Below are 14,799 nucleotides of genomic sequence, written 5' to 3' on the forward strand. Positions count from 1 at the left end.
GCGACGGTGAGCGGTCGTCAAGCCGCTTTGTCCACAAAGCCGGTGGGGCCGTCGCCGGCGGCCCAACCCCACCCCGCGCGGGCGCGGATCCCGCCCCGCAGGCCCCGTCCGCGCAGGCGCCGTCCCGGCCGCCCCAGGGCGACGCCTTGCGCGGGCGGGCGAGGGGCCTGTTGCATGGGGCTCATGCCGACTGATCGCGTCCTCCATCTGCTGGGATCCGGCGCGGAGCCTGTGCTGGGTGTCCGGGCGGCGATCGTGCATGCCCGGGACCTGGGCTGGGACGTCTGCCTGGGGCTCACCCCGACGGCGGCCGACTGGCTCCGTGACGACCTGGACGCGCTGGCGGAGGCGACCGGCCACCCGGTGAAGAGCAGGTTCCGGCGCCCCGGGGACCCGGAACCCTGGCCGGCCGCCGATGCCGTGCTGGTCGCCCCGGCGACCTTCAACACCCTGAACTGCTGGGCCCTGGGGATCACCGACAACTGGGTGGTGGGCCACGCGGCGGAGGCGATCGGCAAGGGTGTGCCCCTGGTCGCGGTGCCGCGGGTGAACGGCGCGCTGGCCGCCCATCCGCAGTACGGGCGGAGCCTGGCGACGCTGCGGGAGGCCGGGGTCGAGCTGCTCCCCAACGCGGACGGCCTCCCGGCTGACGGCCCAGCGGCGGACGGGCTCGCGCCACCGCCGTCCGGTGCGGGTGCGGCCGGCTTCCCGTGGGCGGCGGCCCTCGCCGCCGTGGAGCGCGCCGGACGGCGCGGCGGGCGGGAAATCGACCGGTAGGAACGCGGTCGTAGGACAGCGCTCGGTAGGAACGCGGTCGTAGGGCAGCGCTCGGTGGGAACGCGGCTGACAGGACGTCGGCCGGCAGGAACCGGGAAGGGTGGAGGAGCGGCCTGGGCCGGCCCGCCTCAGGGCTGGTGCTCCTCCGGACTCGCGAACAGGCCGCTCTCCCGCGCGGCGGTCTCGGTGTCGGGCTCGGGCGCAGCGTCGCGGTCCCCCTTGGCGGCGGACGTGCAGAGCGCGAAGACCGCCACCACGCTGGCGGCGCCCAGGAGGATGGCGGCGGCGGTGAGGATGCGGAGCCAGGTCACGGTTGGCCTCTCGGGGACGAGTGCGGGTTCCGTGGCAGGTATCGGCGCATCCTCGCGGGGAGGCGAGCCGGAGCCGGGTGAACCGTCCCGGCCGCGCCGGGGGCTCACGACCGGCGTACTTGGGTCGTGAACGCACTCTCCGTGGCTACTTGTCGTACTTGCCCAGCTGATCGGTCGTCAGCCCGTACGTGCTGTGCATCGCGATCGAGCTGAACGAGGCCCGGGCTGCGCGGGCCTGGGCACTCCGCGCCTGTTCGGCGAGCAGGCCGTCGAGGTTCTCGGTGGAACCGCCCCGGCGGGCGACCAGGTAGCCGGCCAGCCCGGCGGCCATTGCGCCCAGGGCTGCGACGAAAATAATCATGGTGAGCACGGCGGCCCCCTCGGGTTGTCCGTCACCCGTTGAGTACCCGCCCCACCGCCCGGCCGAACCGGGCGGCACGAGGGCCGCCCCGCGCCGGCACCCGTCCGGCCGGGCCGGGCGGCCACGTATCGTGAGGGACCTGACCCGGCCCCTCAGGAGGAGAGCAGCAGATGGCGGACCCCCGGCCGCGCCGCCCGGCGCGCCCCCGCGAGGAGGTGTTCGCCGTCGCCCGGGCCGCGATCGCGGAGCACGGGCTCGCCGGGCTCACCATGGCGGGGCTCGGCAAGCAGCTCCAGATGAGCGCGGGACACCTGCTCTACTACTTCGGCAGCAAGGACCAGCTGCTGCTGGAGACCCTGCGCTGGAGCGAGGAGCAGCTCGGCAGCCGGCGCCGCGCCGCGCTGGCCCGTACCGAGGACGACGTCTGGGAGCGCCTCACCGCGTACACCGGGCTGTACCTGCCGGAGGGCCCCGGGGACCCGCGCTGGGTGCTCTGGGTCGAGGTCTGGGGACGCTCGCCGGCCAGCGCGGAGATCCGCCAGGGCCAGCTGGAGATCGAGGCCCCCTGGCAGGCGGACCTGGTCGCCCTGATCGAGGAGGGGGCGGCGTCCGGCGTGTTCGCCCCCGGGCCGGCGCACGACCGGGCCGTGCGACTGCGCGCGCTGCTGGACGGCTTCGCCGTACCGCTGGCGATCGGGCTGCCGGGCGCCCGGCGGGCCGAGGCCCTGGCCCAGACGGCGGCGGGCGCGGCCGCCCTGCTGGGCAGGCGCTGAGCGCACCCGGCCGCCGGTGCCGGCGGCCGGGCTCCCCTCGGCCCGCCCGGCGCGCCCCCTACTCCGTCACTCCGTCACTTCGTCACGCCGTCACTCCGTCACTCCGTCCAGACGGCTGCCGCCGTACGGTCGTCCGCATAGCCCTTCGCCCGGACCTGCACCTGCCGCAGGAAGTCCACCGTGCCGGGCGGGTGCGGGTGGGCCCAGTGCGAGGCGAGGAAGTGCGCCACGGCCGGCTCCTCCGCGATCGGCCCGGCCAGCCCCGGCGTGCAGAGCAGCAGGATGTCCCCCGGTGTGGCCGGGACCAGGCGGAACCGGAACGGACGCGGATCGGGCCCGGCCGCCTCGGGGACCGGGGGCCGCCCGTCCGGGTGGTGCAGCAGCCGGGCCGCGTACGCGTCGATCCAGTGGCCGGAGCGCAGCAGATAGAGCCCGCCCGGGCCGATCCCGAAGGCCGCCCGGTACGAGGCCGCCGGGTCGAGCGAGACCAGCAGGCAGTGCAGCGAACCGGGCTGGGCCGGGTCAGGGGCTTCGCCGCCCGCGGCGGGCGCCGTCGGATCCGCGTCCTCCGGCAGGGGGGCGGGGGCCGGACCGGCGACGGCGCGCAGCGGCGCGGACGCACTGGTGGCCAGGCGCTGGAGCCCGTAGCGGAGCCGGTCCCGGGCACCGTCCCGCAGGTCGGCGGAGAGTTCGGCGCGGCTGCGGCCGATCGCGGCCGCCAGTTGACGGCAGGCCTCGGCGGTGGCGGCGGTGACCTCCCCCGCCGGCGGCACCGGCTGCCCGTCCACCCGGCCGAACCCGCCGAGCGCGGCCAGCAGCAGCCCGTCCGGGCCGTCCCCGAACCGGGTCACCAGCAGCGAGTCCCGGCGCGGCTCACCCCGGTACCGGGCCGAGTCGCCCCGGACGGACACCGCCCGCAGCGTCGAAACCCCGTACTGGGCCCCCTCCAACGCCGTGTCGGGGACGATCACCCCCAGGTCCTGCGGATCGGCGGGCGGCACGGCCGTGGGCTCGGGGCCGTACGTCGGCGGGCGCTCGCCGACGTGCGGCACGGGTGGGTCCGGCTCGGCGAACGCGGCCCGGGCGGACGAACGAGCGGCAACGGGCGGTACGGGTACGGGGGCGGGGACGGGGACGGGGACGGGGACGGGCTCCGGTACGCGGACGGGTTCAGGATCCGGGTCGGAGGCCGCTTCGGGTTGGAGCTCCGGTACGCCCACGGGCTCGGGCTCGGGGAGCTCCTCGGGCTCGGGAACGACTTGGACCTCGGACTCGGGCTCGGGTGCGGAGCCGACGGCCTGGTCGGGCGTCCGGACCGGGGCCGCATCGACCGCCCACGAGGGGGCGGGGAACCGGTGTGTCCCGTCGACCTCGGTGGAAGCGGGCTCCTCGGGTGCCGCGGGAGTCACGGGTGCCGCGGGAGTCACGAGTGTCACGGGAGCCGGCTCGGTCCGCAGGACCGGGGCGGCTGGCGGGCCGGGAACCGTGGCCGGCGCCGGAACCGGGCCGGGGGCCGGCGCAGGACCGGACGCCCGCTGGGCGCCGATCACGCCGACGGCGGTGTCGAACCAGTCGTCGAGGCTGTGGTCCTCCGGCCGGGCGGGCTTCTCCGCCGGTCGCACCGTCAACTCGTCGGCAGGCGCGTCCGTCGGCCGGGCCGTCGGGGTGTCGGCGAGGGTGCCGGACGGCGTGCCGGCCCGGTCGACGGACGGAGTGTCGGCCGGAGTGCCGGCCGGAGTGCCGGCTGGGGTGTCGGCCGGAGTGTCGGCCGGGTTGTCCGTCGGCTTCCCCACCCTGAGCAGTGCCGCCGCGCCGGGGCCCGCGCCGGCCGTGCCCCCGGCCGGCGCGTCCGCGGGGGCCGCCGGACCGGGCCCACCCGTCGCGGCCGCGGCCGCCGTCGCCGGCTCACCCTCCGGAGCCGCCTGCCCCGGCTCCGAGCCGGTGCGCTGGGGCCCGATCATCCCGGCGGCCGTCGCGAACCAGTCGTCCACGCTGCCCTCCCCCGCCACGGCGCCCGGGGTGTCCGGGAGGGTGCCCGCCGGCCCCTCGTACACCGCGTCCCACCAGCCGTCCTCCGGCCGGTGCCGCGCGGTTGCGCCCTGGTTGGTCATCTGGCGGCTCCTGGTCGTGTTGCCGTCCCCCGGCGGGCGCGGGGGCTCTGCCGAGCGGGTCGCAGCCGGCCTCGGGCCGGAGGCTGCGAGGCCCCCCGGCCGAGAGCCGGTGGGCGTCCCGGACTCGACGTCATTCTCCCCGTGCGAACGGACGGTGTCCGGGTTTCGGGGACAACTCCGCACCGATCGGGGGATGTCAGGACGAGTGGGCGGAGCGGGTCGGCCGAGGGTCCGGCGCAGCGGCATGGGGGGCGCGCGGGGGGAGCGGGCGGCATCCGAAGCGTCCCGCTGTGCCGGAGTTGCCCGAGCGGTACCGATTCCGGGGCTGGTCGGACGGGGTGAGCCGGAAAGTGGGGACCCCTGAGGGGCATCGCTTCACTCGTTCGGCTGATTAATATGTGCGCATGACCGCGTCGGCGCCCAGAGCAGCTCGGCCGGGGAGGGCCGCTGCGGCGGGCCGCCCGGTGGGCGCTCTGTGGTCCCTGCTGCTGGTCGGGCTGCTGACCATGCTTCCGTGCGCGGGCAACGCCCGGGCCGTGACCACCGAGGCCGGTTCCGTGCTCGCCCCGCTCGTCGGGCCGACCGGTCCCGGCCGCGGCGAGGCGAACGCCCCCGACGACACGGCCGACGACGACGGAACCCGCAGCAGCACCGGCACGGCCGACCGGGCCGTGGACTCGACACCGGACACCGGACCGGACACCGCCACGGACACGGCCCGCCGGACGGCGCTCCGCGCCTCCTACGGCGGCCACGGCGGCACCCGCCACGACCGGACCCGCCACGACCAGACCCGGCAGGACGCCGGCCGCTCCGACGCGGACGGCACGGACCACGCCCTCTGCTCGGCCGTCGACGGCCTCCCGCAGGGCGGCAACGGCTGCTCCCGGCACCCGTTCTGCGCGCAGGACTCCCAGCTCCCGAACGCTCCCCCGCAGCCCGTACCCGCCGCACTGCCGAGGCTGGTCACCCTCGGCGCCCTGCCGCCGAGCCTGCCGGTGAGCGCCCCGGCGGCGCACCACCTCGCCCCCGACCTGCACGAACTGCAGATCCAGCGGTCCTGAGCGGAACCCACCGCCGGCCCCGCCCGCACTGACGGGAGGGCCCGACGGCTCCGCGCCTTCTTCCATCTCTCATGCCGCCGTGCCCAGAGCGCACGGCGGGGACAAGGACATCTCCGATGGGTTCCGCCTCCAAGCAGTCCAGCAAGTCGAACAAGCCGTCCGGCAAGCAGGCCGGTCTCGACCGCCGCGCCCGGATCGCCGAGCTCCGCGCCGAGGAGCAGCGCCGTGACCGTCGCAACAAGCTGATCGCCGGCGGCGTCGCGGGCGCGCTGGTGATCGGCGCGATAGCCACCGGTACCTGGATCGTGGTCGACGCCAACAACAAGAAGAACGCCAAGCGGGCCGCCGCGGAGGCCGCCGCCAACGCCACCATCGACGGCGTGAAGACCTTCGACAACCTGACCCGCAACCACGTCCAGACGAAGGTCACCTACGCGCAGACCCCGCCGGTCGGCGGCGACCACAACCCGGTCTGGCTGGACTGCATGGGTCACGTCTACGACCAGCCGGTCGAGAACGAGCGCGCCGTCCACTCGCTGGAGCACGGCGCCGTCTGGGTCACCTACAACGCCAAGGCCACCCCCGACGACATCAAGGCGCTGTCCGCGAAGGTGACGGCCACCCCGTACACGCTGATGAGCCCGTACCCGGACGAGGAGGGCACCATCACCCTCAACGCCTGGGGCACCCAGCTGGTCGTGGACAGCGCCACCGACCCGCGGGTCGGCACCTTCTTCGACAAGTACGTTCAGGGCAAGCAGACCCAGGAGCCCGGCGCCTCCTGCACGGGCCCGCAGTGAGCGGGGGCCGCGCGGTGAGCGCACAGGACGCGACCGACCCCGAGGACGACGACCACGGCCTGTCCGAGGGCTCTGCGGCGCAGGGCCGCTCCACCGGGCGCCGCAAGCTGTGGTGGCCGGCCGCGCTGGCCGCCTCGCTGGCGCTCTGCCTGGGCGTGCCGGCCCTGGTCGCGAGCGGGACCAGCGCCTCCGGAACGGTGTCGGCGACCCCGGCCTCGGACTCGCCGGAGGCCGGCTTCGCCCGCGACATGGCCGTCCACCACCAGCAGGCGGTCGACCTGTCCTTCATCGTCCGCGACCGCACCGCCAACGTCCCGGTGCGCAACCTGGCGTTCGACATCATCAACACCCAGGCCAACCAGCGGGGCATGATGACGGGCTGGCTCGACCAGTGGGGGCTGACGCAGTCTTCGCAGGCCAAGCCGATGGCCTGGATGAAGATGGACCACGCCTACCAGCCGCACGACGGCTCGCTGATGCCGGGCATGGCCACCAACACCCAGCTCGACAAGCTGCGCGGGCTCAGCGGCAGGGACGCCGAGATCTGGTACCTGCAGCTGATGCTGGAGCACCACAGGGGCGGCGTGGCGATGGCCCAGGGGTACGTCGACGTGGCGGTGAACGAGTCCGAGAAGCGGCTCGCGCAGTCGATGGTGGTCGGGCAGACCTCCGAGATCCAGCTGATCACGGACATGCTCGCGGAGCGCGGCGCCAAGCCGCTCTCCTGAGCCGGCCCGGCCTTCCCGGCGGGCACGTCACCGGGGTGCGGTGGACAGGGCCGACGGCCCTACGTCCGGCGCACCCCGGCGTCGTGCCCTCCGAGGGCCACCGCCACGCCGGCGAGGGCCACCAGGGCGGCCAGCACCGCCCGCCCGCCGGTCGCCGGCCCGGCCAGGTGCACGCCGAGGACGGGCAGCGCCGTTCCGAAGGCCGTCCCCAGGCTGCGGACCATGTTGACCATGCCGCCGCCCACCGCCGAGCACTCGGCCGGGACGGCCCGCATCACCATCGCGTTGTTGGCCGGCAGCAGCAGGCCCAGCCCGAACCCCACCACCGGCAGCGCCGACGCCGCGGAGCCCACGCCCGTCGGCAGCACCGCCAGCAGTGCCAGGCCGGCCCCCGCCGTACCGGCCCCCCAGCGGCAGCGCGCGGCGTCCGCCCGCAGCGCGGGCAGCAACCGGCCACCGGTCGCCGCGGCGACGGCGAAGGCGGCGGGCAGCAAGGTGATCACCAGCCCGGCCCGGGCGATCGGCACACCCGCCGCGACCAGCGTCATCGGGCCCAGCACCAGCGGGCAGAACAGCAGCAGGTAGCCGAGCAGGGCGACCACCAGTCCGGACCGCACGCCCGGGGTGTTGACCAGTCCGGGGGCGATGATCGGCCGCTCGGCCCGCTGCTCCTGCCGGGCCAGCGCCACGGCCAGGCCCGCCGCCGTGAGCAGCAGGACCGGCGGCGCCCAGCCCGGCAGCGGGAGCCCCGAGACGGCCGACAGGGCGAGCAGCAGCGCGCCCGAGGCGCCGGCCAGGAGCAGCAGCCCCGCCAGGTCGAAGCCGCCCCGGCGGACCGGCCCGACGGCGGCCCACCGCCCGCCGCGGGCCTGGCTCCGGCCGGGCTCCGGCGCCGGTCCGGCGGCCGGCGGGCGCCCGTCGGGGTGGGTCCGGGGCAGCAGGAACCAGCCCGCCACGATGCCGAGCAGACCGATCGGTACGTTGATCCAGAAGGCCCAGCGCCAGGAGGCGTGCTGCACCAGCAGGCCGCCCAGGGTCGGACCGAGCGCGAGCCCCAGCCCCTGGGCGGCGGCCTGGATGCCCAGCGCGCCGCGCATCGCCGGCCCGGGGACGCCCCGGGCCACCAGCGCCACGCTGTTGGCCTGCATCATCGCGCCGCCGACCGCCTGGACGGCACGGCATCCCACCAGGAGCCAGAGGCCGCCGGCCAGCCCCGCCCCGAGCGAGGCCGCGGCGAACACCGCGAACCCCCAGAGGTACATGGTCTTGCGGCCGACCAGGTCGGAGAGCCGGCCGACCGGCGCCAGCAGCGCCACCAGGACGAGCAGGTAGGCCAGCGCCACCCACTCGACGGTGGCGAGGTCCGCGTGGAAGTGCTGTTCGAGAGCCGGGAACACCAGCGCGGTGATGCTGGCGGTCAGCTGTCCGAGGAAGGCGCCGAGGCAGACCGTGCCGACGGCGAGCCAGTGCGCGTACCGCCAGCCGGCCACCCCGCGCGGCCTGGGATGCTCGGTGAACAGCCGGCTGCCGAGCAGCCGGCCCCCGAGCGACGGCGGCCGGACTGCCGGGTGTTCGGTGGTCATGAGACGAATATATATCGGATGCAGATGTACTCGGTGAGCGAGCCTCTCCCTGACGGATACGCTCTGCCGCCGATCCGTTCCGCTCCGGATCTGCTCGTCCCCCGAGCCCTCGCAGGCGAGGGGATACGCTGTCCGCCATGCCGTCACAGTCCACCCCCGATCCGACCGGCCCCGACACCCCGGACGGCGCCCCCGCGCCAACCGCGTCCTCCGCCCCGGCCGGGACGGACACGCGGCACGAGGCGCCGGCCGGGGCGGAGGCAGAAGCGCCGGGCGGGGCACCGGACGGCAGCCCCGACGGCGCCCCTGGGCACCGCGGGTCCTCGCCCGCGGTCGAGCACGCCCGGCTGCTGACCGACGTGGTGACCCGGCTGCGCCGCGCCCTGCGCAGCAGCATCCGCACCGACTACCCCTGGGAGTCGCTGCCGATGGCGCAGATCGAACTCCTGCAGACCCTGGCCGCCGCCCCGCTGCGGGTCGGCGAGCTGGCGGCCCGCCAGCGCTTGGCCCCGAACACCGTCAGCGGCCTGGTCAGCAAGCTGCTGGACGCCGGGTTCGTCGACCGCCAGCCCGATCCCGGCGACCGCCGCACCGCCCGGATCGCCCTCACCGACGACGGCCACCGGCAGTTGGCGGACTGGCAGCACGCCCACGAGCGCCGGATCGCCGACGCCCTCGGCAGCCTGACCTCCGCCGACCGGGACGCGGTGATGGCCGCGCTCCCCGGCCTGGAGTCCCTCGCCAGGGCGCTCGCCGGCCCCGCCCCCGACGAGCGCCCGGCCCGGCCGACCGCAGGCGACCGCTGATCACCGGCCCGGCGGCGCTCCCGTTCCGGCCCCGTGACGGCGCCGGAACGGCGGGCCGGACGCCCGGACGAGCGGGATTCCGGCCGAGTTCGCGCGCGGCACGGTCGAGCGCGAAGGGGAGCCCGGAGCGGCCTGGCCCGCCGAACCGCCCGGGACCGTCACGGAGCCGACGGAGCGCTGGGAGTGCGTACCGGACGGCGAGCCGCCCACGGGGGCGTCGGGCCGGTCGTCCCGGTGCGGGGACGGTCCGTGGGGCCGCCGTGCCGAAGGTGTCCTTCCGGTACCCCGGCAACGTCCACGCACCGGACGCGCTCGCGGCGTGGGGCGGGCGCGGCGCCGTCCTGCTGCACGCGCGCGACGACCCGCGCTTCGCCAGGCTGCTCGAACGGATCCGGGCCTCGACCCTGGCGGCGGTCGAGGACACCGGCCGGGTGGCGGCCGTCGCGGGGCGAGTCTGCCACCGCCTTGCCGTCCCGGCACCGCCCGGGCTGCCCCGCCCGGCCGGTCAGTCCGCGCCGGATCCGCTGCCCCACACCGGGCGCAGCCGCTCCCCGGCCTCGGCGGCCTGGCGCAGACCCGCCCGGTAGGCCGGCTCCCAGGCCGCCCGGTCGTTCAGGTCCGGGCCGAAGGCGCGCAGCGACGCCGGATCGGGCTCAATGGTCACCACCGTCCGCGCCCCGGCGGCCGCCAGCTCCTGGTGGAGCAACTCGCGGGGGAACAGGTGCGCCTGCGGGTCGATCACGACGAGCGTGCGGGCTCCGGCCGCGAGGCGGGCGTTGGTCGCCGACCGCAGGGAGCCGTCCATGTACCGGCGGCCGTTGACGGTGATCGGCGGGTAGATGCCCGGGAATGCCGTGCTGGCCGCCACGGCGGAGGGCAGCGCCGCGCCGCCGTGGCGGTCGAAGACCTCCGGCCGGCCCGTCCCGGTGTCCATCGCGGTGATGAGCAGCTTCCGGTCCGGCCATCGGTCCGCACCGGTCAAGGCCTGCATCCGGGCGACATGGGCCTGTTCGGGGCCGGTCTCGGCGGCGATCGCGATCCGGCCGGCCCGGCGCCAGGCCTCGGCCGGGTCCGAGGCGGCTTCGGCGAGCACCGCGAGCGTCTCGCCCAGCCGGCGTCCGTCCACCCGGGGCGGTGTGCCGGCGGGGCGCACCGGGGTGGCGAGTCGGCCGAGGTCCTGGCCGGTGGCCAGCACCGCGCCGACGATCGCGCCGGTCGACGTGCCGACGATCAGGTCGGCCTCGCCGAGATCCACTGCGCCGAGGCGCAGTCCGCAGGCCAGTCCGGCCGTCCAGGCCGCGCCGACGGGGCCTCCCGCGCCCAGTGCGAGTGCCCGGTCATGGATGTGCACGACGGTCTCCCTCCCGTTGTTGAAACAGTCGTACCATATACTGACGCAGGATCAGATCGACGGTACGGAGGGGATGATCGATCGTGGGACGACCACCGGATCCGGCCCGGCGGGAGCGCACGCTGGCGCGGGCGACCGACTACGTGCTGGCCCACGGCCTGGCCGCGTTGAGCCTTCGGCCGCTGGCCGCGGCTCTCGACACCAGCCCGCGAATGCTGCTCTACGACTTCGGCAGCAAGCAGGAGCTGGTGGCGGCGGTCCTCGCCGAGGCCCGCCGCCGCGGCGCGAGCCGGCTGGCCGGGCACCTCCCGCCCGAGGCGGCCTCTCCGGAGGAGACCCTGCGCGGGATCTGGGCCTGGATCAGCGCACCCGAGCGAGCCCCGTACGTGCGGCTGATCTTCGAGGTGCACGCCGACGGCCTGGCCCACCCCGAGAACTACCCGGATCAGGCCGAGGCGATCACAGGCTGGTTCGACACCCTCGGCGCCACCTTCCGCGGCCTCGCGGCCGGCCCCGACGACACCGCGGCCCCCACGCTGGTCATGGCCGTCGTCCGCGGTCTCCTGTTCGATCTCACCACCACCGGCGACCGCCGCCGCACCGACCGCGCCCTGGACCGCTTCTGCGAACTCCTCCGGAGCTGACCGCGGGCGGACGGCCGGCCTGCGGGCCGAGGCCGGGCAGCAGGTGCCGGCCCCCGCTCAGAACAGCGCCCCGCCCTCCAGGTCCAGCAGCCACCGCTTGCGCTCCACGCCCGCCGCGAAGCCCGTCAGGGCGCCGCTCGCGCCCATCACGCGGTGGCACGGGCGGATGATCAGCAGCGGGTTGGCGCCGACCGCGCCGCCGACCGCGCGGACGGCCCGGGGGGACGCACCCGCCGCGGCGGCCAACTGGCCGTACGTGACGGTGGTGCCGTACGGGATGTCGTCCAGTGCCTTCCAGATCCGCTGGCGGAAGTCGGTGCCGACCGGGGCGAGCGGCAGGTCGAAGGTGGTCCGCTCCCCCGCGAAGTAGGCGGTGAGCTGGTCGACGGCGGGGGCCAGCGCGTCCGGGTCGTACTCCCAGTCGTCGGCGGGCTCCGCCTGGGCGCCCTTCTGGCCGGGGGCGGTGACCGCGGCCAGGGCCGTCGGGCCGTCGCCGTCCCGGACGCCGCTGAGCAGCAGCCGGCCCAGGGGGCTGTCCATCGTGGTGAATACCGTGGTCATGCCGTCTCACGCTCCGCTTTCCGCTCCGCCGGTCGGTCCGCGCCGACCGGCACGCCCCTTCCGGCCCTGTCACTGGTAACACCTGCACCGCTGGTGACGCCTCCACCGGTAACGCCTCCACCCACCGGCTCGGTACCGGTGTCCGGGCGCCCGACGGCGCCCTCGCCCGAGGACGCGGCCCACAGCCGGTGCACGGCGTAGGAACGCCAGGGGGCCCAGGCCAGGGCGGTCGCGGTGGCGCTCTTCGGGTCACCGGCGGCGCCGAGCCTGAGCAGCCCGTGCCGGACTCCGGCGTCCCCGGGCAGGAAGACGTCGGGATCGGCGAGGGCCCGCATCCGCAGGTAGCCGACCGTCCAGGGGCCGATGCCGGGCAGGGCCAGCAGTTCGGCGGCGGCCTGTTCGCGGTCGACGCCGCCGTCCAGCCGGACGGCGCCTTCGGCGAGGGCCGCGCAGAGGCCGGTGAGGGCGCGCTTGCGGGCGGCCGGCATGGCGAGGTCGGCCGGGTCGGCGACGGCGAGGGCGGCGGCCGTGGGGAAGAGCCGGTCGAGTCCGCCGCTCGGTTCGGGCAGCCGCGCGCCGTAGGCGCGGGCCAGCCGTCCGGCCAGGCTGCGGGCCGCGACGACGGTGACCTGCTGGCCCAGCACGGCCCGGACGGCCAGCTCGTGCGGGTCGACGTGGCCGGGCGAGCGCAGCCCCGGCCGGGCGCGGACGTGGGCGCCGAGCAGCGGGTCCTCGCCGAGCTGCTCGTCCACCGTGTCGGGGTCGGCGTCCAGGTCGAACAGGGCGCGCAGCCGGTGCACGGCGGTGGTGAGGTCCCGCAGGTCGGTGAGCCGCAGGCGGCAGTCGAGCCAGCCCCGGGTGCGGGGGTCGGCGGTGGCGAGCCCGTCGACCTCGGCGATGCCGTGCCCGTACGGGAGCGCGAGGGTTCGGCGGTAGGTGCGCACGCCGGGTCGCGCGCCGGCCACGACCTCCTCCACGCCGGGGACGGCGCGCAGCGCGAGGAAGTCGATCAGGTGGTCGCTGTCCAGCGCACCCCGGTAGGCGAGGCGCAGGGTGAGGCCGCCGGCCGGTCCGGTGGTGCGGCGGCCGGCCGCCACCTCCTCGCGCAGTCCGCTGGGGGTGCGGTCGTAGACCTCGCGCACGGTGTCGTTGAACTGCCGGACGGAGGCGAAGCCGGACGCGAAGGCCACCTCGGTGACCGGCAGGTCCGTGGTCTGGAGCAGCAGCCGGGCGGTCTGCGCGCGGCGGGCCCGGGCCAGCGCGATCGGGCCCGCGCCGAGTTCGGCGGTGAGCTGGCGCTGCAGCTGGCGGGAGCTGTACCCGAGCCGGCCGGCGAGGCCGGCGACGCCGTCGCGGTCCACCACCCCGTCGCCGATCAGCCGCATGGCCCGGCCGACCAGGTCGGCCCGGTGGTTCCACTCCGGCGAGCCCGGTACGGAGTCCGGGCGGCACCGCCGGCAGGCCCGGAACCCGGCGCCCTGGGCGGCGGCGGCGGTCGGGTAGAAGGTGCAGTTGACGCGTTTCGGTGTCACGGCCGGGCAGCTCGGCCGGCAGTAGATGCCGGTCGTGGTGACGGCCGTGAAGAAGACCCCGTCGAAGCGGGAGTCCCGGCTGTCCACGGCCCGGTAGCGCATGTCGTCGTCAATCACGCAGTCCAGTCTGCGGCACCGCGGGTCCCGGGACCGGCGGAAATCGGACGTGGCCGTCCGAGCCCGGCGGGCGGCTCCGCGGGCGGCCCGGAGAAGTAATTGGGAGCGCTCTCAAAAATCCCGCCGCACCGGATACCCTGATCCTCAGGACAGCGGAAGCGAGAGGACCACCGGTGACCGAGCAGCAGCCCGTCGGCGCACTGCCCCGCCCCACCCTGGAGTCCGTCGCCGAGCGCGCCGGAGTCTCCAGGGCCACCGCCTCGCGCGTGGTGAACGGGGGCGAGGGCGTCCGCGAGTCCCTGCGGGCCAGGGTCCAGCAGGCCGTGGACGAACTCGGGTACGTCCCCAACCTCGCCGCCCGCACGCTGGTCACCCGCCGCAACGGCGCGGTCGCCGTGGTCGTGGCGGAGCCGGAGAGCCGGCTCTTCTCCGACCCCTTCTTCGCTCAGCACCTGCGCGGGATCAGCCGCGAGCTGTCGGCCGCCGACAACCAGATGGTGCTGCTGCTCGTCGAGGACCAGCACGACTACGAGCGGGTCGGCCGCTACCTGGCCGGCGGCCACGTCGACGGCGCCCTGCTCTTCTCGCTCCACCACAGCGACCCGCTGCCCGAGATGGCCCGCCGGGTCGGCCTGCCCACCGTGATCGGCGGCCGGCCCGGCTGGCCCGGTGCCGAGGCCGACCGCGAGCTGGTCTACGTCGACAGCGACAACCGGGGCGGCGCCCGCCTCGCCGTCCAGCACCTGCGCTCGCTCGGCCGCACCCGGATCGCCACCATCACCGGCCCGCTCGACCAGACCTCCTCGATCGACCGCCTCGACGGCTACCGGGACCTGCTCCCGGACGGCGACCCCGAGCTGATCGCGGAGGGCGACTTCACCGCGGACGGCGGCGGCCGCGCGATGGCCCGGCTGCTGGCCCGCCGCCCCGCCCTGGACGCCGTCTTCGCCGCGTCCGACGCGATGGCCTCCGGCGCGCTGCGGGTGCTCCGGGAGGCCGGCCGCCGGGTCCCCGAGGACGTCGCGATGGTCGGCTTCGACGACGTGGAGTCGATCGCCGCCTGGACCGACCCGCCGCTCACCACCGTCCGCCAGGACATCGAGGAGATGGGCCGGCTGATGGCCCGCCTCCTGCTCCGCCGCCTCGCCGGCCCGGGCGGTCCCGGCCCGACGTCGATCATCATCCCGACCACGCTGGTCCGGCGGGCCTCGGCCTGACCGGCCCGGCCACGGCGCGGGCGCCGGAGGCCGCCGGGTCCACCGGACGGACGGGCGGACACG

The 14,799-nt window shown here is 76.3% G+C and carries 15 protein-coding genes; 8 read left to right on the forward strand and 7 right to left on the reverse strand.

Annotation, left to right across the window (positions count from 1 at the left end; all coding sequences use genetic code 11):
- Positions 1-183: 183 nt before the first annotated feature.
- The gene (locus J2S46_RS10690; RefSeq protein WP_191290433.1) at positions 184-777 is read left to right on the forward strand and encodes a flavoprotein; all 594 of its coding nucleotides are present in this window, start codon (positions 184-186) and stop codon (positions 775-777) included.
- Between the two features lie 128 nt (positions 778-905).
- On the opposite strand, the gene J2S46_RS10695 is transcribed toward J2S46_RS10690, so the two are convergent.
- Positions 906-1,088, reverse strand: a complete 183-nt coding sequence (locus J2S46_RS10695; RefSeq protein WP_191290432.1) for a hypothetical protein — start codon at positions 1,086-1,088, stop codon at positions 906-908.
- A gap of 145 nt (positions 1,089-1,233) precedes the next feature.
- The gene (locus J2S46_RS10700) at positions 1,234-1,458 is read right to left on the reverse strand and encodes a hypothetical protein (RefSeq protein ID WP_191290431.1); all 225 of its coding nucleotides are present in this window, start codon (positions 1,456-1,458) and stop codon (positions 1,234-1,236) included.
- A 161-nt stretch (positions 1,459-1,619) separates the two neighbouring features.
- Between J2S46_RS10700 and J2S46_RS10705 the strand changes: the two genes are divergently transcribed.
- A complete protein-coding gene (locus tag J2S46_RS10705) occupies positions 1,620-2,222 on the forward strand; it encodes a TetR/AcrR family transcriptional regulator (protein WP_191290430.1) in 603 nt (200 codons plus the stop codon).
- A gap of 98 nt (positions 2,223-2,320) precedes the next feature.
- Here the strand turns inward: J2S46_RS10705 and J2S46_RS10710 are convergent, their stop codons facing one another.
- Positions 2,321-4,333, reverse strand: a complete 2,013-nt coding sequence (locus J2S46_RS10710; protein WP_191290429.1) for a PP2C family serine/threonine-protein phosphatase — start codon at positions 4,331-4,333, stop codon at positions 2,321-2,323.
- A gap of 404 nt (positions 4,334-4,737) precedes the next feature.
- Between J2S46_RS10710 and J2S46_RS10715 the strand changes: the two genes are divergently transcribed.
- The 3 genes from J2S46_RS10715 (at position 4,738) to J2S46_RS10725 (ending at position 6,925) form a co-directional block, all read left to right on the forward strand.
- Positions 4,738-5,397, forward strand: coding sequence for a hypothetical protein (locus J2S46_RS10715; RefSeq protein WP_307349617.1), 660 nt, complete (start codon positions 4,738-4,740; stop codon positions 5,395-5,397).
- 116 nt (positions 5,398-5,513) lie between these two features.
- Positions 5,514-6,197, forward strand: coding sequence for a thioredoxin-like domain-containing protein (locus J2S46_RS10720; RefSeq protein WP_191290427.1), 684 nt, complete (start codon positions 5,514-5,516; stop codon positions 6,195-6,197).
- A gap of 14 nt (positions 6,198-6,211) precedes the next feature.
- Positions 6,212-6,925 (forward strand): DUF305 domain-containing protein, encoded by a 714-nt coding sequence (locus J2S46_RS10725; protein WP_370882182.1) that lies wholly within the window; start codon positions 6,212-6,214, stop codon positions 6,923-6,925.
- A gap of 59 nt (positions 6,926-6,984) precedes the next feature.
- Here J2S46_RS10725 and J2S46_RS10730 read toward each other — a convergent pair whose 3' ends face one another.
- The gene (locus tag J2S46_RS10730; RefSeq protein ID WP_191290426.1) at positions 6,985-8,508 is read right to left on the reverse strand and encodes an MFS transporter; all 1,524 of its coding nucleotides are present in this window, start codon (positions 8,506-8,508) and stop codon (positions 6,985-6,987) included.
- 137 nt (positions 8,509-8,645) lie between these two features.
- Here J2S46_RS10730 and J2S46_RS10735 point away from each other — a divergent pair, with 137 nt between their 5' ends.
- Positions 8,646-9,314 (forward strand): MarR family winged helix-turn-helix transcriptional regulator, encoded by a 669-nt coding sequence (locus J2S46_RS10735; protein ID WP_191290425.1) that lies wholly within the window; start codon positions 8,646-8,648, stop codon positions 9,312-9,314.
- 505 nt (positions 9,315-9,819) lie between these two features.
- Here J2S46_RS10735 and J2S46_RS10745 read toward each other — a convergent pair.
- On the reverse strand, positions 9,820-10,665 hold the full coding sequence (locus tag J2S46_RS10745) for a patatin-like phospholipase family protein (protein WP_191290423.1): 846 nt from the start codon (positions 10,663-10,665) through the stop codon (positions 9,820-9,822).
- 83 nt (positions 10,666-10,748) lie between these two features.
- On the opposite strand from J2S46_RS10745, the gene J2S46_RS10750 reads away from it, so the two are divergent.
- Entirely contained in the window at positions 10,749-11,309 is a 561-nt protein-coding gene (locus tag J2S46_RS10750; protein WP_191290422.1) for a TetR/AcrR family transcriptional regulator, read from the forward strand.
- Between the two features lie 57 nt (positions 11,310-11,366).
- Here the strand turns inward: J2S46_RS10750 and J2S46_RS10755 are convergent, their stop codons facing one another.
- Positions 11,367-11,870 carry a methylated-DNA--[protein]-cysteine S-methyltransferase gene (locus J2S46_RS10755; protein ID WP_191290421.1) on the reverse strand — a complete coding sequence of 168 codons (504 nt, stop codon included), beginning with the start codon at positions 11,868-11,870 and terminating at the stop codon, positions 11,367-11,369.
- The gene (locus J2S46_RS10760; RefSeq protein WP_229912783.1) at positions 11,867-13,519 is read right to left on the reverse strand and encodes a DNA-3-methyladenine glycosylase 2 family protein; all 1,653 of its coding nucleotides are present in this window, start codon (positions 13,517-13,519) and stop codon (positions 11,867-11,869) included. The genes J2S46_RS10755 and J2S46_RS10760 overlap by 4 nt, the downstream gene beginning before the upstream one ends.
- 173 nt (positions 13,520-13,692) lie before the next feature.
- On the opposite strand from J2S46_RS10760, the gene J2S46_RS10765 reads away from it, so the two are divergent.
- Complete coding sequence (locus J2S46_RS10765) at positions 13,693-14,736, forward strand: LacI family DNA-binding transcriptional regulator (RefSeq protein WP_073922070.1); 1,044 nt, start codon at positions 13,693-13,695, stop codon at positions 14,734-14,736.
- Positions 14,737-14,799: the final 63 nt, after the last annotated feature.

It is taken from the genome of Kitasatospora herbaricolor, assembly GCF_030813695.1.
In the GTDB taxonomy this organism is placed as follows: domain Bacteria; phylum Actinomycetota; class Actinomycetes; order Streptomycetales; family Streptomycetaceae; genus Kitasatospora; species Kitasatospora herbaricolor.

Excerpts from the sequence above, each read along its gene's own strand:
- J2S46_RS10715 (WP_307349617.1), top strand. The coding sequence starts at position 4,738 with ATGACCGCGTCGGCGCCCAGAGCAGCTCGGCCGGGGAGGGCCGCTGCG.
- J2S46_RS10690 (WP_191290433.1), top strand. The coding sequence starts at position 184 with ATGCCGACTGATCGCGTCCTCCATCTGCTGGGATCCGGCGCGGAGCCT.
- J2S46_RS10735 (WP_191290425.1), top strand. The coding sequence starts at position 8,646 with ATGCCGTCACAGTCCACCCCCGATCCGACCGGCCCCGACACCCCGGAC.
- J2S46_RS10710 (WP_191290429.1), bottom strand. The coding sequence starts at position 4,333 with ATGACCAACCAGGGCGCAACCGCGCGGCACCGGCCGGAGGACGGCTGG.
- J2S46_RS10755 (WP_191290421.1), bottom strand. The coding sequence starts at position 11,870 with ATGACCACGGTATTCACCACGATGGACAGCCCCCTGGGCCGGCTGCTG.
- J2S46_RS10705 (WP_191290430.1), top strand. The coding sequence starts at position 1,620 with ATGGCGGACCCCCGGCCGCGCCGCCCGGCGCGCCCCCGCGAGGAGGTG.
- J2S46_RS10730 (WP_191290426.1), bottom strand. The coding sequence starts at position 8,508 with ATGACCACCGAACACCCGGCAGTCCGGCCGCCGTCGCTCGGGGGCCGG.
- J2S46_RS10720 (WP_191290427.1), top strand. The coding sequence starts at position 5,514 with ATGGGTTCCGCCTCCAAGCAGTCCAGCAAGTCGAACAAGCCGTCCGGC.